The sequence below is a fragment of the Tundrisphaera macrotermitis genome, assembly GCF_051175315.1.
Taxonomy (GTDB): Bacteria; Planctomycetota; Planctomycetia; order Isosphaerales; family Isosphaeraceae; genus Tundrisphaera.
Genome location: NZ_CP195100.1, coordinates 2754104 through 2772119, shown reverse-complemented (window position 1 = coordinate 2772119; position 18016 = coordinate 2754104). Strand labels below are relative to the sequence as shown.

Genomic DNA, 18016 nt, shown 5'->3' with positions numbered 1-18016 from the left:
TCATTCCCCCTTCATCAGCGCGGCCAGGGCCTTCCGCGCGCGGTTGAGTTTGACGCCCACGTGGTTCTCGGAGATCCCCAGCACCTCGGCGATCTGGCGATAGCTCAGGTCGTCCAGGTAGAGCAGGACCAGCGCCGCGTCGGCCGGGGACAGGCGGCGGATCGCGGCGTAGAGGCGCTCGACGACCTCGCGGCGGTCAGCCTGCTGGGGGCCGTCCGGGCCGGGGGCGGGCGGGGACTCATCCTCGGCGATCGGCCGCTGGCGGGACCGTCGGCGGCGCTCCTTGCGGTGCCAGCCGATCGCGGTGTTCAGGGCCACCCGGTAGGCCCAGGTGGAGGCGTCGGCCCGCCCCTCGAACCGGGGCAGGGAGCGCCAGACCTGGAGCAGGATCTCCTGGGCCAGGTCGCAGGCCTCGTCGGCCGTGGCGGTGTAGGCGCGGGCCACTTTCATCACGGCGGCGCCGTGGCGGGCGAGCCAGCGTTGGAACAGCAATTCGGGGCGATCGTCGACCACGGCAAAATGTCCCTCCCGGGAGGATTGGTCGTCCCGGGGGGTCTCTTCTTACGCGCCGATCCGGGCCCGGGCGGATTTGTCCCGGCGGTCGGGCCGGTCGACCTGGGCGTTGCCGAACAGGAGGCCCGCCACCAGGGCCATGCCCATCAGGAACATGGTGAAGCCCTGCTCGATGCCCCGGATCGAGTCCCCTTCCACCAGGGCCTCCAGGCTGCGGAAGCCCATCGATCCGGGGACCAGCAGGGCCAGGCCGGGGACCAAGAGGAGCTGGGGCGTGGGCCGGAAGAACCGGGAATAGAGGTTGGCGGTCAGGCCCAGGGCCAGCCCGCCCACGAACGGGCCGAGGAGCGGGTTGCCCAGCCGCCCGCCGATCCGGGAGCCGGCCAGGGCCACGGCCGAGGCGAGCAGGATCAAGGGCCAGTCCCGGAGCCGGGCGTGGAACCGGAACACCGAGCCCAGGGCCACCACCGCCAGCGCCGGCAGGAGGGCCCAGGTCGGGAACGAGACGGAGTTCCGGTCGGGCTGGGCGCTGCCGGCCAGCTCGGCGACGTTGACCCCCAGGATCACCCCGAAGATCAGGGCCAGGAAGGCCGAGCCCACCCCGGCCATCCGGGCCCCGCCCGAGGCCAGGTGGCCGTTGGCCAGCTCCTCGATGGAATCGACCAGGGCCAGGCCGGGCAGCAGGACGATCAGCCCGGAGGCGATCGGGATCCAGTGGATGAAGTGGCTCAGGTGGTGGTCGACCAGGGTGGCGACCAGCCCGGCGGCGAACGCGGCCACCAGCTCGTAGCGCCGGCTGGCCCCGCGACGGCCGCCGAAGGCCATCGCGATCAGGCCGACCACCCCGCCGATGAACGCGGCCACCAGCAGTTCCAGCGGCCCCCCGCCGAAGAAGACCGAGAAGGCGGCCGCCGACAGCAGGAGGCCGACCGCGTGGGCGGCGTGGGGCGGCACCGGGGGGGTGGCGGCCAGGACCGCCTCCAGCCGGGCCACGGCCTGCGCCGGCGGGACCTCGCCGCGGGCGATTGCCTCGGACTCGCTGGTCAGCCGACGCAGCCGCTCCAGGTCGGTCGGCCGGGGCGGCAGGCGGAACAGCCGCACCGCCGCGCCTTCGCCCCGCCCCGCGGACAGGATCAGCCCGGTCGGCAGCGCGAACGCCTCGACGCAGATCCCCAGCCGCTCCGCCACCCGGGCCAGGGTCGCCTCCAGCCGGTGCGACGGCACGCCCGCCTGGTGGAGGGTCTTCGCCAGCGTGAACAGCACCTCCCGCTCCGGCACGATCCCTTCCGGGTTTCGAGGGGCCGGGGGCCCGGGCTCCGACACCATGTCCGCGATCGCCATCCCTCGTCCCCTTCGTGAATCGCCCTCGCCCTCCCTGACTCTAAGACATCCCCGAGGCCCGGGGGCCGCCCTATTCGACCATCCGGTGCCGCTGGAGGATGCGGCGGACCTCGTCGATCGGGATCGCCTCGACGGTCCGGCCCTTCGCGGTGGTCGTCGTGGCCTGGAACAGGGCGTTGTCCACGGCCTCCTCGGTCGCCTCCAGCGCGGCCTGGAACAGGGGCGAGGTCGCCTCGGTGGGCAGGACGGTGCGGGCCTTCGCATCGCGGTCGCCGTGGCGGACGCGGAGGCCGGGGTCGGTGCTGAAGGCGATCGCGTAATCGCCGCTGCCGTTGGTGAACGACGACCCGGTGCGGGCCAGCCCGAACACCGCCCGAGCGGCCAGGCGTCGGAGGTCGCGGGCGTCGAGCGGGGCGTCGGTCGCCACCACGATCAGGCACGACCCGTCGCCGTTCCGGGCCGGCTCGGGCTCCTCGCGGAAGGCGTGCCGGCCCAGCGCCTTGCCGACCGGGGCGCCGGCGATCGTGAGCACCCCTCCGTAGTTGGCCTGCACCAGCACGCCCAGGTTCCAGCCGCCATAGCGGGCGGGCAGCTTCCGCGACGCGGTGCCGATGCCCCCCTTCCAGTCGAACGCCTCGCACCCGGTCCCGGCGCCCACGCACCCCTCGGCGACCGGCCCGCCCCGGGCGTCGCGGATCGCCGACAGGACGTGGTCCCGGGTGACGTGCCGTCCCCGGATGTCGTTGAGCCCGCCGTCGTTGGTCTCGCCCACCAGGGCGTTCACCGAACGGATGTCGCCGTGGCCTGGCCCGCCCGTCGTGTAATCCACCACGGCCTCGACCGCCGTGCCCACGGCCAGGGTGTTGGTCAGGACGATGGGCGTCTCGATCGTCCCCAGCTCCTCGACCTGGGTCGACCCGGCCAGCTTGCCGAAGGCGTTGCCCACGAAGACACCGCCGGGCACCTTGTCGCGGAACAGGTCGCCGCCGTGGGGCAGGATCGCCGTCACCCCGGTGCGGACGTCGTCCCCCCGGATGATCGTGGCGTGGCCCACCGCCACGCCCGGGACGTCGGTGATCGCGTTCAGCGGGCCGGGCGGGAAGACCCCGGGCGCCACGCCCAGGTCGCGTGCCCGGGGCCGTCTCCCCTCGGGCGGGCCCGCCGCCATCAGCACCAACGCCATCGCGAACATCCCGGCCGGGATCAAGGAAACAAGAGGCATGGATCAAGACTCGGACCAGTGAAGCGGCGCTGTCGGCCCGACGGCACATCGCCGGGCCTGCGAGCCGATCGGATTCACGAACGGCCCATCATGGCCTCGCCGGGCCGTCCCTGGCGAGGGAGTCCTCGCGCGAAGATTCCGGGCGGAGCCTCCGATCAGGAGATGCGGCGACGCCTCGCCCGGGCCGCGAGGCCGACGCCGCCCGCGATCACGCACAGGGCCAGCGACGACGGCTCGGGGACCGCGGGGTTGAACTGGAGCGTATCGATCGCCAACGCGCTCAACCGCGCCTCATCGACCCGGGAGATCCGGATCGCGTCGAACGTGATCCCGGTGAAGCCGATGTAGCCGAGCCCCGGGAGGAGCGGGATCACGACGGTCCCGGTCTCGATGACCCGGCCGCCCAGGAGGGCATCCAGGCGGTAGGAGAACCCCTGATCGACGGCGGCAAACATGGCCGCGTTGACCGGCTCCGTGAAGGTGATCAAATAAGGCCCCGGGAGGTTGGGGTTGATCGCCTGATCGATCGTGGAAGTGGACAAGGCCGAACCCGAGAAGCCGATCCCATTCTGCAGATAGATCAGCCCCTCGTCGCCGTAAAATCCGGAAAAGGTGGCGCCGAGGGATCGGAATTGATCCGTGACCAGCCGCGACTGGATGCCGGCGACCTCGCTGAACGTGATCGTCCTCACCGGGTTGGCCAGGCCGACGCTCCCATTCGTGACGAACATGGCCTCCGACCGGCCCGCGGCGCCTGCGATCATCGAGAGCACGGTCAAGGCCATCACCCATCGCTGCGGCGTCATGCGTGCCATTCCTTCCACCTCCTCGGCCATCAGTCGTGTTGCCCGGCCCTGCACCCGGGACGCATCAGGTCCGGATTGTCGCGGCCCGATGGGGTCAATGCAATCAAATTTGCCCCATGACATCATGATTGATTTTGTTAAGCCAAACGAAATGATTATCTATTCAGAGCCGACGCCAAAGTAGGGCGGATGGCCCATCCGGGGGCGGGATGCCGGGGTTTGCGGGTTCGAGGCGCAGGGGCCACGTCGCCGCGACCATCGGGGCTCGGGAGCGGGCGTCGGCGGCAGGCCGGGGGGACGGCGCTGATCGGTTCATGCCCGAGGGTCGGGCGTCCCGCCCATCGGACATCGGGAATTTCTTCACCCGCGGTTCCTCGTTTGCTGGGAGGGATGCCGCAACCGCCCCGTCGAGCGGGTCCGGGCTTCCGGCCCGGCTCGAAATCGCAACCCAGGGAATGGAGCAGCACCCATGAGCATCGGTTACTGGAAGCACGCCATCGTCGCGGCCACGCTCGCGACGGCCTTCGCGGGATGCGCCGACAACCGCGAGACGTCGGGGACCGGCAAGTCGGACCGCGAGGCCGCGGAGAGCACGAACAAGGGAGTCGACTCGGCCCCCGGCACGGGCGCCACCGGCAGTCCCTCCGGGTCCGGGGCCGCGCCCGGCCATTGATTCGGCACGCCCGGGACCCCGACCGGCCGGGATCGCTCCCGGATCACGCCGGACGATCCCGGTCCCGGGGCCTCGCGACGCCACCGCCCGGCAAGGCTGCCGCGCCGATGGCCTCCATCGGCCCCCGGGGATGCGGGCCATTCTCGGGATGTTCGCGGGGTCGGCCCCGGTCCAGTCCGATCATCTCAAGGACTTGCGCGTCCGCCGGGCCCGCCGCCCGAAGGTTTGGACTGCGTCCTCCCACGATGATGCATTTTTCCCACAAACCCTCCATAAATCACCAATCCCCGGGTGCGGCGGCCCGGCACGCCGCCCCGTTGCGATTGCCGTTTCGGGTCGATGGTGATATGCTTTAATGCTTTAGGACTATCGCGACCGGAAATGGCGAAGCCCCCCCGTGGGGCCTCGGCCTCGCTCGGTCTCGGCGCGAAGGAGATTGATTTGATGCGTCGTCGCGGTTTCACGCTGATCGAATTGCTGGTGGTGATCGCGATCATCGCCGTGTTGATCGCCCTGCTGCTCCCGGCCGTGCAGGCGGCCCGCGAGGCCGCCCGGCGCATCCAGTGCACCAATAATCTCAAGCAGATCGGCCTGGCCCTGCACAACTACGAGAGCGCCAACGGCTCGTTCCCGCTCGGGGCGATCGTCGCCATCAACACCCCCCCGGCGAACTACGGCGGCAACCCGTGGAGCGTCCACGCCCAGCTGCTCGGCCAGATCGAGGGGCAGGCGGTCTACAACGCCTGCAATTTCTTCTTCAAGCCGGAGTACCCGGTCAACGAGACGGCCTTCGAGACCAAGATCAGCGCGTTCTACTGCCCTTCCGACGGCTCGGCCGGCGTCACCGGCTCCAACAGCTACTTCGGCAGCAGCGGGTCCAGCACCCTGCCCACCAACCCGGTCGTCTCCGGCCCCTTCGGCTACGACACCAATCAGCACAACGCCGTGGCCTGCACGATCTCGGCGGTCACGGACGGCCTGTCCAACACGATCGGCTTCGGCGAGGGCCTCGTCGGCACCACGGTGTGGGACGCCGAGGTGTGGCGGAACACGATCACCCAGGTCGGCGCCGCCGGCGGCAACCGCTTCGTCGACGTGAAGGCCAACGGCCCGGCGGTCATGAACCTCCTGCAGAAGTGCACCGACAAGGCCATCGGCTACCGGATCACGCCCCCCACGAAGGCGGAGTCCTTCAACAACAAGGGGAACCACTGGGCCACCGGCGGCCAGGCCGTCACCCTGTTCAACACGGTGACCCCGCCCAGTTCCACCCAGTATCGTTGGGGGTCCTGCACCAACGCCGGCGCCTACGCCGCGAATTCCACGGTCACCAACGCGACCAGCAACCATCCCGGCGGTTGCAACTTCCTCCTGCTGGACGGCAGCGTGCGCTTCATCAAGAGCACGATCAGCATGGACACGTACTGGAGCCTGGGCACCAAGGCCGGCGGCGAGGTCATCAGCGCCGACAGCTTCTGAGGCCCGGGTCCGCCCTCCCTCCCGAAACTCGCACGACCTCCGGCCCGATCGACGCCCCGCGCGATCCGGTCCCCGGAGGTCTGGTTACGTCCCGGCCTCGCCCGGCGGCCGCCCGCGGCGGAGGACGACGGGCATGGCCGCGCGGCGATGTGAACTTCATGATCGGCGCCCCGGCGACCGCGGGACGCCGCTCCGGCGAGTGGGCCGGGAAGGTCAGCCGTTGTCCTTCGCCTTGCCGGGCTCCTCGGCCTTGGCGCCGTCCTTTTCCTTCTTCGCGTCGCCCGGCTTCGCGTCATCCTCCTCGTCTTCCTCGGCCTCCTGGATCTTCCCCTTGGCGTTGAGCTTGACCTCAACCTCCTTCTTGTCCTCGCCGACGATGGCGACCTCGTAGCCGGTCCTGTCCTTCTTCTTGCCGTACTTCACGACCTTCTCGGCCTTGGCGATCCTGCCCTTCGGATATTCCGCGGCGAGGGTGGCGGTGACGGCCGCGGGGAGGTCCTTGGGGTCGATCTTGGTCTCGGACTCCGTGACCTTCCCCTTGGGGGAGACGGAAACCTCGACGGTCTTACCGCCATCCTCGACGACGACCTCATACTTGGTCTTGCCGTCCTCCGTCTCCTTCTCGGCCGAGGTCGGCTTCCCCTCGGGGAACTTCTCCTTCACGGCGGAGAGCACGGCCTTGGGGAGGTCTTCGAGGGCGACCTTCTCCTCGTCGTCGCCCCGGGCGACCCCGGCGGCGGCGAGCAGGCCCAGCGACAGGATGGCGAACTTCATGGCGATTCTCCTCGGAGCCCTGGTTGGGATGCGGACCGGGCCATCGATCGGTGGCCTTCCATCAGGACGTGCATAACCGAGGCCGGTGGGCCGGGCATGGGCCGGATTAGGAGGAATTGATCCGGGCCTCGGCGGCCCGGCGAGAGGGTTTCGCCGCCGATTCGGGCGGGATACGATGCCGACGTCCTGACCCAGTTCCTTAGGAGAATCGCCGATGCGCCTCTGGTCCTTGCTCACGATCGTGTCCGTCCTGGCCGCCCATCCCGCACGCGGCGAGGAGAAGGTGTTCCGCGCGGGGGCGGCGACCAGCAACATCACGCCGCCGCTGGGCCAGTTGATCATCGGCAACTTCGGGACGCCCGTGGCGACCCACGTCCACGACGAGCTGCACGCCCGCTGCGTGGTCCTGGACGACGGGACGAACATCCTGGCCTTCGCGATCTGCGACAACCTGGGCATCGGCCGGCCGGTGCTGGACGAGGCCCGCCGGCTGGTCCGCGAGGAGATCGGGATCCCCGAGGCCCACCTGCTGCTGGCCTCCACCCACACCCACTCGGCGACCTCGGCGGGGTGGATCAGCCTGCCCGACCCCGGCAAGGAGATGACCGACTACCACCGCTTCGTCGCCCGCCGGATCGCCGACGGGATCCGCCGCGCCTGGAACAACCGCGAGCCCGCCGAGATCGGCTGGGGCTCGGTCGACGTGCCGAACCAGGTGTTCAACCGCCGCTGGCTGTTCCAGCCCGGATCGAAGCCGCCGCTCAACCCGTTCGGCGAGCAGGACACGGCCATGATGAACCCCGGGTACAACCGCCCCGGGCTCTCCGAGCCGGCCGGGCCGACCGACCCCCAGGTTTCATTCGTCTCCATCCGCTCGACCTCGGGACGTCCCATCGCCCTGATGGCCAACTATTCGCTCCACTACATCGGCGGCGTCCCCCAGGGTCATATCTCCGCCGACTACTTCGCCGCATTCGCCCGACACATCGCCCGGAAGCTCGACGCCGAGCGGCTCGAACCTCCGTTCGTGGGGATCATGACCAACGGCACCAGCGGCGACTGCAACAACGTCGACTACCGCTCCAAGCCCACGGCCGCCATGCCCCCCTACGCCAAGATCGAGGCGGTGGCCGGCGAGGTCGCCGACGCCGTCTTCGGCGCCCTGCCCTCCATCACCTACACGCGCCAGGCCCCCCTGGCCGCCGCCCGCAAAGACCTGACCCTGGCCAACCGGATCCCGACCCCCGCCCAGGTCGAATACGCCAAGTCGATGCTCGCCAAGCCCGAGGGCGCCAAGCCGGTCCACGGCAACGAGCGGGCCTACGCCACCCGCGTCCTCTCGCTGGTGGACGCCCCGGCCACGGTGGACGTCCCGCTCCAGGCGGTGCGGATCGGCGACCTGGCCATCGCCGCGATCCCGTTCGAGACCTTCGCCGAGACCGGCCTGGCGATCAAGAAGGCCAGCCCGTTCCCGCGCACCTTCACCATCGAGCTGGCCGGCGGATCCTACGGCTACCTGCCCACCCCCCGCCAGCACGCCCTCGGCGGCTACGAGACCTGGCTGGGCACCAACCGCGTCGAGGTCGCCGCCTCCGACAAGATCGAGGCGACGATCCTCGACCTGCTCCGGTCGCTCAAGCCCGCCCCGGGCGGGGCGGCGAAGCCGTGAGAGCGGCCCGCCCGGCGGGCTGGCCGGAGGGATTGCCTCGTTGAGCACCGATGGCATCCTCGGACTGGCTTGCCGGGATCGGGATGAGACGCGAAGATCGACATCGTTGTTTCCTCTGCTGCCCCCCCAGACGACCCGCCCCCCCGGAGACGACGGACTTGAACGGCAAACGTGCTTTCCTGATGGTGCTCATCGGCGTCATAACATCCCCGAGCATCGGCGTCGCAGGACGCATGCAAGCGGCGTCCGATGGTCAGGAAACTTCCGATGACGCCAGGATCGTCCGCCGCTTGCTCGACGAGAACGGGCTCGCGGGGACGCCCGTCTCGAAAGTTGCCGTCCAGCGGGACGGCAGGGTGGTTGAACTGAAGCTCTACGGAAAGAAGACGTCCCTGCAGAATCTCCCGTCAAGCCTTCGCTCGATCCCCCCGGAGATCGGCCGGCTCGACGGGCTAAAAAAGCTGGTTATCGCTTCCAATGACCTGCCCGAACTTCCCGAGGCCATCTACGGCTTGACCGATCTGGTCGAGCTCGACCTGTCGAATAACGGGCTGGAGTCGGTCTCCTCCAAAGTGGGCCAACTCAAACGACTGCGCAAGCTGAACCTGGCGATGAATAGCCTCATCGAGGTCCCCGAGAGCATCGGCGAGCTCTCCGAACTCACCGATCTCGACCTGATGGCCAATCAGCTCCGATCGATCCCCGGGAAAATCGGCTCCCTATCCAGGCTCGAAACCCTGGGGATTCGGTCCAATCACCTGGCCGATTTGCCTCGCTCCATCGCCGGGCTGAAACGACTGAAATCGCTCAATCTGATCGAGAACCGCCTGACAGCGGTCCCCGAGGTCGTCTACGCCCTCACGTCGCTCCGTGCACTCTATCTGTCGGATAACGAGATCGAGACGATCAGCCCCAGGGTGGGATTCTTGCCCCGCCTCGAATCGCTCACGCTCGACCACAACAAGCTGAGATCGCTGCCGGACGAGATCCGGAACCTGGTCGGCCTGGACTATTTCTCCATCGATGCCAATCAGATCGAGGATATCGATGCCGCGATGGCGCGGATCTTCCCCGGAAAGCGGAAGCCGAGGCATTCGCATCTGACTCAGGATCTGGTCCCCGGCCAGGCCGCCGACAAGGTGTTCACCATCTCCAAGGCGCCGCCTCGTCCGGACGGACGCCCGGTGATCGATATCAAGCCGAACGGGAAAAACCGCCCGGCGGGCACAGGCCCCTCCGGCAGCTATCTCCTCATCGTGCGGCAGAACGGCCATGCCTTCTACGTGAGGTGGTTCAGCCCTAATGAGGCGACGACCGGCACTCGATACGACCTGGCCATCCCGAATATCGGGCTCGCCCCCGGCGACAAATTGACCGTGGGCGTCGAGAACGTGAACCCCTCGGACCCCTCGGACTACGTCAAGCTGTCCAACGCCCTGGACGTGCCCCACCCATCCCCTATGCCTCCATCGAGACCGGCCCCGAAAGGTCCCCGGTGATCGAAGGTCGCTCATCCGAGGCCGGTGGATCGCCCTGCCCGATCGTCGCGCCGAGTCAGGGCGAGGGCGGCCGGATGCCGGAGCTCGTCGCCGAACCGATCGGGGGCCGTGGCGATCGACTCGGAGGATGGCCCCAGGCCTGCATCAGGGGGTCCAGCCGGGCAGCGAGGCGGCCTGGCGCACCCAGGCCGCCAGCTGGGCCTCGTCGATCTCATCGCCCTCGCGGATGTCGAGGTAGCGGGTGTCCGCGCTCTTGGAGGTGCCGGGGGGGAGGGGTTGCAGCGACGAGCCCCGGAAGAAGGCGACCTTGACGTATTTGGTCAGGCAGTGGAAGCCGAGGAACCAGCCCTGGCCCTCGACGCCGTAGAGGGGGGAGTTCCACTTCGCGGCCTTGCGGACGTCGGGGAGGGCCCGCGTGATGATCGCGTCGAGGCGCTCGCCGACGCCGCGCTTCCAGCCGGGCATGGCGGCGATGTAGGCCTGCACCGGGGCGTCGCCGTCGGCCTTGGCGATCTGCGGGTTGCCGCCCGAGAGGAGCTTGACCGGGCCGGCCGGTGCCGCGGCGAGCTCGGCCGGCTTCGCCTTATCGCGATTGTGGGCCACGGCGGCCCGGATCAGGGCCCGGAACGCGGGGGCGTCGACCTGCTCCCCTTCGCGGATATCGATCGCCCGGCGGGCGTTGCCGTCCAGGCCGGAGTTGAACAGGCCCGAGGGGTCCGGGAGGCTGGCGCCGCGGGCGAACGTGAGCTTCACGGCCTGCTTGTACGTCTCCCCGGTGCAGACGATGCCGTCGTGCGACCAGGTCGGGACGCCCGCCATCCCGTTGGACGGCTTCCGCCACTTGATCTCCTCGACCATCCCGGGGTCGGCCTCCAGGATCAGGGCCCGCATCCGGGACAGGGTCGCCTCGCGCCAGTCGGCCTCGTCGGGGATGGGCTCGGCCGCCCCGCTCGTCCGGGGCTTGCGGGTGGTCTTCGACGCCTCCGTGCTCTGGGCCATCGTCGATCCCTTCGGGTCGGAGAGGAACGGCCGCCCCGCATCATGAGGGGCGACCCATTCGGACATCATTCCCCCAGCCAGGCGCGGCGGTGGGCTTTTTGTTCATCGGTCGCGGCGGGGTCCGGCTCCAGCTTGAAGCGGGGGGCGGGCTCGCGGCCGAAGGTGGCGTCGAGGCGGAGGAGCCGGCCGCGGCGGGCGACCAGGATCGACGCCTTCTCGTTGGGGAGGTACTGCTCCATCCGCCGCGACCACTGCTCGGGGAGCACCCGGTCGTCGCCGATGGCCACGATCTCGTCGCCCACGTTGAAGCCGGCGGCATACCCGGGGGTGTCGCGCTTCACCACCGACACGTTCAGGCGGCCGAGTTCGGCCTTGGTTTCCAGGCCGAGCCACGCCTTGACCGGCTTCCCTTCCTTGGGGGCGGGCTCGGGGGCGAAGCGGAGGCCCTGCCACTGGAGCGCGGCGGCGTAATCCAGCTCATCGGTCGTCTCCAACGCGCGGTGGAAGAAGGGGGCGAGGTCGGTGCCGGCCACCTCGGCGGCCACGGCGCGGAACTCGGCCGGGGTGTACCCCCTGGCGCCGGAGAAGCGGGCATAGGCCAGCCGCATCGCGTCGTCCAGGCTCCTGGCCCCCTTGGTGGCGCGGCGGATCTCGGCGTCGAGCAGGAAGCCGACCACCGAGCCCTTGGTGTAGTAGCTGATCGCCGTGTTGGGCGTGTTCTCGTCGCGGCGGTAGAACTTGATCCAGGTGTCGGCCGACGCCGATTCCAAAGGCTGCACGCCGCGCCCGGGGGTGTCCTGCAGGTTCTGGATGTCCCCCTTGGCGGTGTCACCCTCGCCGGCCGCCCCGACCGCCCGGCCGGCGAGGTATTCATCCGACGTACACAGCCCGGCGCGGCGGACGAGGAGGTCGCCGTAGTAGCTGGTCAGCCCCTCGGCGATCCAGAGGCTTTTGGTGACCACCTCGTTCTCGTAGTCGAACGGCCCCAGCTCGACCGGGCGCATCCGCTTCACGTTCCAGGTGTGGAAAAATTCGTGCGACACCAGCTTGAGCCAGCCCAGGTAATCGGCGCGGCGGCGGGTGGCCCATCGGCTGGCCATCAGCACCGTGGATGCCTTGTGCTCCAGGCCGCCGCTGGATTCGGTCAGCATGTTGAAGAAGATGTATTGATCATAGGGCAGCGAGCCCCAGAATGCCCGCTGGGCCCGGACGATCGCCTCGACGTCCTTCGCCGCCTTCGGGCCGTCCCAGATGCCGTTCTCCCCCTCGTTGACCAGGAAATGCGGCTTGCCGTCGACCGTGAACTCGTAGACGGCCGGGTTCCCGGCGTAGATCGGCGAGTCGACCAGGCTGTCGTAGTCCGGGGCGACGAAGCGGTGGGCCGCCGGGGACGGCAGGGCGCAGAAGCTCTTGAGCCAGCCGGGCGGGGGCGCCAGGGCGACCTCGTGGGGCCGGGCCCCGCCGTCGGCCAGGGTCAGGAAGGTCGGGGCGCCGTTGAGCAGGGCGAAGCCGGCGTCGATCCAGTTGGTCTGGACCCCCATCTCGCGGCCATAAACCCGATACGACACCGTCACCCGGGGGGCGCCGCCGGTGGCGACCTTCCAGCGGTTCTTGCGGGACTTCTCCACGGCCAAGGGCTTGCCGTCCGGCCCCTTGGCGGCGACCGCCTCGACGTGGCGGGCGAACTCGCGGACCAGGTAGGAGCCGGGCGTCCAGACCGGCATCATCAGCTCGACGTCGGGGCGGCCGTCGGTGGGGACGTCGGCCTCGACCTCGGCATAGTGGGTCTGCGGGGCCGGGAACCGCACCGCGTAGCGGATCGGCTCGGCGGCGCCGGCGATCGCCGGCAGGCAGAAGAAGGCGAGGAGCAGGGGCGAAAGGCGGGGCATCGGCACCTCGGATGGGGATTCGGCGGGGTCGTCCCGGCGGGCGTCGTCGCTGGCCCGAGCAGTCTAACCGATCCGGCCGGGGGGGACGACCCGCCGTCGGTGTCCGCAAAGCGGGGGCAATCTCGACCGGATGGGTGAAGCCTGCCGATGCATTCATGTGGTCAGGGGTTGAAATCGGCGACCCCATTGAGTTCAATCACCCACCCAAGCTCGACACCCGATCCGAATCATCCGACGGCGGAGCCGCGCCGGATCACCATCGAGCCGCCCCCCCCAACGAGTCGACCCCCCATGATGGAACTCTCGACCCGCCGCCGCCCGCGCACCGCGAGGCGGGCCTCGATCGCCGCGATTTTGGAGAACCTGGAATCGCGCGTGGTGATGAGCGCCACCCCGACGGCCATGGCGCTGCAAGCCTCGAACCCGCTGGTGGGCCTGGGCCAATCCCTCACGCTCAACGCCATCGTGCTGGGCAGGGATACGAACATTCCCGTCACCGGGGGATCGGTGACGATCCGCGACGGGTCGGCCGTGCTCGGCACCGTGCCCGTCGTCGATGGCCAGGCCAGCCTGACCACGACCTCGCTGGCGATCGGCACGCACCGTTTCTCGGCCACCTATAGCGGCGGGGGCGACTACCTCGCCAGCCGGACCGAGGTGCGGCCGAACAGCCCGGTGCGGACCATCGCCGGCGGCGGGGCGGCCGGATACGCCGGCGACGGCGGCCTCGCGACCTCGGCCTTGCTGAATCATCCTTCGGACGTCGCCGTCGACGCGGCGGGCAACGTCTACATCGCCGACACCTCCAACCGCTTCGTGCGCAAGGTGGGCCCGGACGGCATCATCTCCACCGTCGCCGGCAACGGGACTTCCTTCGACATCAGCATCCCCGGATCCGGGGGAGACGGCAGGCCGGCCACCGCCGCCCCGATCAACTACCCGCTGAGCGTGGCCGTGGATGCGGCGGGCAACCTGTTCCTCTCCGACGGAGAGGTCTCGGTGCGCAAGGTGGGCCCGGACGGCATCATCTCCACCGTGGCCGGCAACGGCAGAGCCGGCTTCTCCGGGGACGGCGGGCCGGCCACCTCCGCGCAGTTGAACGCTCCGCAAGGCGTGGCCGTGGACGCGGCCGGCAACCTCTATTTCACCGAGTACTGGAACAACATCGTCCGCAGGGTGTCGGCCGACGGGATCATCTCCACCATCGCGGGGATTCCGACGACGACTCCCGGCACGCTCGGCGAGGTCGGCTACACCGGGGATGGCGGGCCGGCCACGGCGGCCCTCGTGGCTCGGCCGTTTGCGGTCGCGGCCGACGCGGCGGGCAACGTCTACATCGCCGATACCGGCAACCGCGTCGTGCGCAAGATCGGCCCGGACGGCATCATCTCCACCGTCGCCGGCAACGGAGCACCGCCCAGCCCGGTCCCCATCCTCTACTACGAGGGCATCGATGGGATGCCGGCCACCTCCGTCGAGTTGACCAAGATCACCGGCGTGGAGGTGGATGCATCGGGCACCATCTACTTCGCCGACTCGGGGGATCAGGCCATCCGCCGGGTCTCGCCCGACGGCACCCTCTCGACCATCGCGACCGCCTGGTCGATCACCGATGGCGGTGGGCGCCGCAGCGACCAATTCCAGCTCATCCGCGGCATGGCGCAGGACGCGATCGGCAACCTCTACTTCGCCGATACGTCGGCCAACGCCGTCCGGATGGTCTCCGCGACCACGGACGTTACGGTGACCCCGTCCGCGACCACGGCCAGGCTCTCGACGTCGGCCACGTCGCTCTACGCCGGCCGGGAGTTGATGCTCACCGCGTACGTCACCAGCGTCGCCGGGGTCGTCGACGAAGGGACGGCGACGTTCCGCGACGGGTCGACCGTGCTGGGCACCGTGGCGGTAGTCAACGGGTCGGCCTCGCTGGCCGTCTCCACCCTCGGCATCGGCTCGCACCAGCTCTCCGTCTCGTACGACGGGGGTTCCCGATTCCTGCCGGACCGGCAGGGGGTCGACGCGGCGAGCGACTTCAACACGGTCCGGATCAACTTGCCGGGCCTCGCGGGATCCATCGACGCGCTGACCATCGGCGGGGCGCCCCGGGAGATGGTCGCCGACGCGGCGGGGAACATCTATTTCATCGCCGGCGGCGGCCTCTCCGTGGGGCGGATCACGCCGGGTGGCGTCATCACCCGCATCGCGGGCACCGGGGCGCCCGGCAACTCCGGCGACGGCGGGCCGGCGATCGATGCCCGGTTCAATGACCTCCGGGACCTGGCCGTGGACGCGGCGGGCAACCTCTACCTGGCCGACCCCGGGAACGGGGCGATCCGCAAGGTCTCGCCCGACGGGATCATCCGCACCATCGTTGGCAACGGGATCGCCCTGACGCCCGCCTCGCCGTCCACGTTGCCCATCGATTTCATCGGCCATTTCGTCCTGGATCCGGCCGGCAACCTCTACATCCAGAACGCCCTGTACGGCTATATCAACAGGCTCTCGCCGGACGGCATCTACTCCGACTATGCCGGCACGATGCACCCGGGCGGTCCCGGCGACGGCGTGCCGGCCACCTCGTCGCACCTCGACAGCGGGGCGGACCTGGCGATGGACGTGGCGGGCAACCTCTACATCGCCGGCACTACCATCGCCGGCTCCGGCAACGCCTTGATCCGCAGGGTCTCGCCGGACGGGATCATCACCACCGTGGCCGGGGCCTTCGGGAATGGCACCACGGCCGATGGGGTGCCGGCCACCTCCGCGAAGTTGAACCGGCCCTCCAGACCGACGGTCGACGCCTGGGGCAACCTCTACTTCACCGACGATGATGGTGCCACCATCCGCCGCGTGTCGCCCGACGGCATCATCTCGACCGTCGCCCGGTTCTCCCGCACCCCCGGCGGGTACGGGTCGGGCGTTCTGGCGCCCTTCGGCCCGGCCCACTCGCTGGCCGTCGGCGCGATGGGCGATCTCCTCGTCTCCGAAGGGGACCAGTTCGCGGTGCGGAGGTTCTCGGCCACGAGCCGGGTCGACGTGACCCCGGCGCCGGCCGGTTTCCGGATCACGGCGACGGAGACGTCGGTCCTCGCCGGGCTCGTCCAGACCTACACGGTGACCGCCGTGGACGCCGCCGGCAACCGCCTGACCGATTTCGGCGGAAGGCTCACGATCCACTCAACTTCCGGGAATATCCGCTATGAGAACACGGTCGATCTGTTCGGCGGGGTCGGGACGTTCCTGGCCGGCCTCACGACGGCCGGTGACCAGCGGATCATCGTTTCCGACCTGTCCGGCCTCTCCGATCCGATCCTGACGGGTGAGATCGTCATCAACGTCAGGGCCAACCAGGTGGCCAAGTATGACATCGCGGTCGAGCCGGGTATCGCGGGCCGCCCGCTGCGGGCGGTCGTCACCGCGCAGGACCTCTTCGGCAACCGCGTGTTCGATTACACCTGGCCGATCCGCTTCTTCTCGTCCGATCCGGCCGCCGTCCTGCCCGCCGACGCCGAACTGGTCCAGGGCCGGGGAGAATTCACGATCGTGCTCCCCACCGCCGGCACCCAGACCGTCGGCGTGCTCGACGGCCTCGACTCGAGCCTGGCGAGCGTGGTGGGCGTCCAGTCCGCCCCGGACCCGGACGCGTTCGACCAGAGCCCGGACGCGACGTTCGTCCGGTCGCTCTACCGGAACGTGCTGGGCCGCGCGGGCAGCGACTTCGAGGTGGGGAACTGGGTGGGCGGCCTGCTCAACGGCATGACCCGCCAGGATGTCTCCTCGGCGTTCGTCCGCTCGATCGAGCACCGCGCCAATCAGGTCAAGGGGTATTACTGGGATTACCTGAATCGGGCCGTTGACCCCGGGGCGCAACACTGGGTCGACGCCCTGCTGGCCGGGGCGTCCGAGTCGTCGGTCATCGCGGGCATCCTGTCCTCGGAGGAATATCTCTCGGCCCGCCAGGACGACGCCGAGTTCATCCACAATCTCTACGGCGACGTCCTGAGGCGGTCGGCCGACGACGTCGGGATGGCGGACAAGAAAGCGGCCCTGGCGGCGGGCGCCAGCCGGGCGTCGCTGGTCGCCGGGATCGTCGCGGCCCCGGAGACGATCGACCTCGTGCTGGACGACCTCTACCGTTACTACCTGGGCCGCCGCCGCGACCCGTCATCGGCCGTCTGGGAAGGGATCCTCGCCGACCCGGACGGCTCGGCCGCCGAGGTCCAGGAGGGGATCCTGGCCAGCGACGAATTCTACGGGGTGTCCGGCAAGATCCCCATCCTTGGCCCGCCATCCCACTGAGCCCCCCGCCGGACCGATCTCGCCGCCGCGATGAGGCCCCGATCTCATCGCGACGGCTCCCACCCCCGAGGCCGGGCCGAATTCCCGGCCCGCCTCGCCTCCTACCCCGGCACTCCCCCCCGCCACCTCATCCGCCGACATCCCCCGCCCCGCATACGATCCCCCAATGAAGGGCCCGGCACGTCGCGACGACCGATCGCGTCGGCCGTTGATTTCAACCTGGGATCAGTCAGGGTAAATCCCCTATTGTGAAAATTCGAGCGTAGACGATCGATCAGTACGCTTGACGGGCCTGGGGAATGGGAGGTATTTTAATTACCTTACGGGATAGCGAAGCTCCATAAAATAGGAGACCTGTAATCCCCGTGAAGATCCCGCCCCAGGCGGCCCGACCCTGGCGCGGCCACTCGAAGGGCGTCCCCCGGACCCGGGCGGATTGACTCGACCCCTACGATCACGGCATGTCGACCGGCGTCGATGGCCCGCCCCGCATCCCCGGACTCCCGCCGCCTCGCCCCGCATGACGCGGGGGCATCGCTTGCGTCACACCTCGACATCTACCCCTGCGAGCCCCGATCCCCCGGCCCCGAAACGCCGGCGATGGGCGGTCTCCCAGACGAGCACCAGCCTCATGACGACGGACCATCCCGCCAGTGCGGCCCCCACCCACAAGGTGGTGGTCAATGAGGAAGGCCAGTATTCCCTCTGGTTCCTCGACCGGGAGAACCCGGCCGGTTGGGCGGACGCGGGGAAGGTCGGCACGAAGGAAGAGTGCCTGGAATACGTCGAGGCCACCTGGACCGACATGACGCCGGCCAGCCTGCGGCGGAAAGCGGGCGACGACGCCTGATCT

13 protein-coding genes are annotated in these 18016 nt (G+C 69.6%); 6 read left to right on the top strand and 7 right to left on the bottom strand.

Going from position 1 to position 18016, the window contains the following annotated elements; translation table 11 throughout:
* The 4 genes from TA3x_RS11075 to TA3x_RS11060 all read right to left on the bottom strand — a co-directional run bounded on the left by TA3x_RS11075 (position 1) and on the right by TA3x_RS11060 (position 3882).
* Positions 1–513: an RNA polymerase sigma factor gene (locus TA3x_RS11075; protein ID WP_435021157.1), complete on the bottom strand. Its 513-nt coding sequence runs from the start codon at positions 511–513 to the stop codon at positions 1–3.
* 48 nt (positions 514–561) lie between these two features.
* Positions 562–1854: a threonine/serine ThrE exporter family protein gene (locus TA3x_RS11070; RefSeq protein ID WP_435021155.1), complete on the bottom strand. Its 1293-nt coding sequence runs from the start codon at positions 1852–1854 to the stop codon at positions 562–564.
* Between the two features lie 70 nt (positions 1855–1924).
* Entirely contained in the window at positions 1925–3076 is a 1152-nt protein-coding gene (locus TA3x_RS11065; RefSeq protein ID WP_435021153.1) for a P1 family peptidase, read from the bottom strand.
* 155 nt (positions 3077–3231) lie between these two features.
* A complete protein-coding gene (locus TA3x_RS11060; protein WP_435021152.1) occupies positions 3232–3882 on the bottom strand; it encodes a PEP-CTERM sorting domain-containing protein in 651 nt (216 codons plus the stop codon).
* Positions 3883–4351: 469 nt separating this feature from the next.
* On the opposite strand from TA3x_RS11060, the gene TA3x_RS11055 reads away from it, so the two are divergent.
* The gene (locus TA3x_RS11055; protein WP_435021150.1) at positions 4352–4555 is read left to right on the top strand and encodes a hypothetical protein; all 204 of its coding nucleotides are present in this window, start codon (positions 4352–4354) and stop codon (positions 4553–4555) included.
* A gap of 444 nt (positions 4556–4999) precedes the next feature.
* Positions 5000–6034: a DUF1559 domain-containing protein gene (locus TA3x_RS11050; protein ID WP_435021148.1), complete on the top strand. Its 1035-nt coding sequence runs from the start codon at positions 5000–5002 to the stop codon at positions 6032–6034.
* A gap of 213 nt (positions 6035–6247) precedes the next feature.
* Here TA3x_RS11050 and TA3x_RS11045 read toward each other — a convergent pair whose 3' ends face one another.
* On the bottom strand, positions 6248–6808 hold the full coding sequence (locus TA3x_RS11045; protein WP_435021146.1) for a PepSY domain-containing protein: 561 nt from the start codon (positions 6806–6808) through the stop codon (positions 6248–6250).
* Between the two features lie 214 nt (positions 6809–7022).
* Here TA3x_RS11045 and TA3x_RS11040 point away from each other — a divergent pair, with 214 nt between their 5' ends.
* Both TA3x_RS11040 and TA3x_RS11035 read left to right on the top strand, forming a co-directional pair.
* Positions 7023–8477, top strand: coding sequence for a hypothetical protein (locus TA3x_RS11040; RefSeq protein ID WP_435021144.1), 1455 nt, complete (start codon positions 7023–7025; stop codon positions 8475–8477).
* Between the two features lie 158 nt (positions 8478–8635).
* The gene (locus TA3x_RS11035; protein WP_435021142.1) at positions 8636–9976 is read left to right on the top strand and encodes a leucine-rich repeat domain-containing protein; all 1341 of its coding nucleotides are present in this window, start codon (positions 8636–8638) and stop codon (positions 9974–9976) included.
* 144 nt (positions 9977–10120) lie between these two features.
* Here the strand turns inward: TA3x_RS11035 and TA3x_RS11030 are convergent, their stop codons facing one another.
* Positions 10121–10975, bottom strand: a complete 855-nt coding sequence (locus tag TA3x_RS11030) for a DUF1801 domain-containing protein (protein WP_435021140.1) — start codon at positions 10973–10975, stop codon at positions 10121–10123.
* A 65-nt stretch (positions 10976–11040) separates the two neighbouring features.
* Positions 11041–12864: a M61 family metallopeptidase gene (locus tag TA3x_RS11025; RefSeq protein WP_435021138.1), complete on the bottom strand. Its 1824-nt coding sequence runs from the start codon at positions 12862–12864 to the stop codon at positions 11041–11043.
* 291 nt (positions 12865–13155) lie between these two features.
* On the opposite strand from TA3x_RS11025, the gene TA3x_RS11020 reads away from it, so the two are divergent.
* Complete coding sequence (locus tag TA3x_RS11020) at positions 13156–17163, top strand: Ig-like domain repeat protein (RefSeq protein WP_435021136.1); 4008 nt, start codon at positions 13156–13158, stop codon at positions 17161–17163.
* Positions 17164–17794: 631 nt separating this feature from the next.
* Positions 17795–18013, top strand: coding sequence for an MbtH family protein (locus TA3x_RS11015; RefSeq protein ID WP_435021134.1), 219 nt, complete (start codon positions 17795–17797; stop codon positions 18011–18013).
* The last annotated feature ends 3 nt before the right edge of the window (positions 18014–18016 follow it).

What these genes read in the sequence shown, in the direction of transcription:
- TA3x_RS11055 (WP_435021150.1), top strand. Translation starts at nt 4,352, where the DNA reads ATGAGCATCGGTTACTGGAAGCACGCCATCGTCGCGGCCACGCTCGCG.
- TA3x_RS11030 (WP_435021140.1), bottom strand. Translation starts at nt 10,975, where the DNA reads ATGGCCCAGAGCACGGAGGCGTCGAAGACCACCCGCAAGCCCCGGACG.
- TA3x_RS11040 (WP_435021144.1), top strand. Translation starts at nt 7,023, where the DNA reads ATGCGCCTCTGGTCCTTGCTCACGATCGTGTCCGTCCTGGCCGCCCAT.
- TA3x_RS11050 (WP_435021148.1), top strand. Translation starts at nt 5,000, where the DNA reads ATGCGTCGTCGCGGTTTCACGCTGATCGAATTGCTGGTGGTGATCGCG.
- TA3x_RS11020 (WP_435021136.1), top strand. Translation starts at nt 13,156, where the DNA reads ATGATGGAACTCTCGACCCGCCGCCGCCCGCGCACCGCGAGGCGGGCC.
- TA3x_RS11065 (WP_435021153.1), bottom strand. Translation starts at nt 3,076, where the DNA reads ATGCCTCTTGTTTCCTTGATCCCGGCCGGGATGTTCGCGATGGCGTTG.
- TA3x_RS11045 (WP_435021146.1), bottom strand. Translation starts at nt 6,808, where the DNA reads ATGAAGTTCGCCATCCTGTCGCTGGGCCTGCTCGCCGCCGCCGGGGTC.
- TA3x_RS11060 (WP_435021152.1), bottom strand. Translation starts at nt 3,882, where the DNA reads ATGACGCCGCAGCGATGGGTGATGGCCTTGACCGTGCTCTCGATGATC.
- TA3x_RS11025 (WP_435021138.1), bottom strand. Translation starts at nt 12,864, where the DNA reads ATGCCCCGCCTTTCGCCCCTGCTCCTCGCCTTCTTCTGCCTGCCGGCG.
- TA3x_RS11070 (WP_435021155.1), bottom strand. Translation starts at nt 1,854, where the DNA reads ATGGCGATCGCGGACATGGTGTCGGAGCCCGGGCCCCCGGCCCCTCGA.
- TA3x_RS11015 (WP_435021134.1), top strand. Translation starts at nt 17,795, where the DNA reads ATGACGACGGACCATCCCGCCAGTGCGGCCCCCACCCACAAGGTGGTG.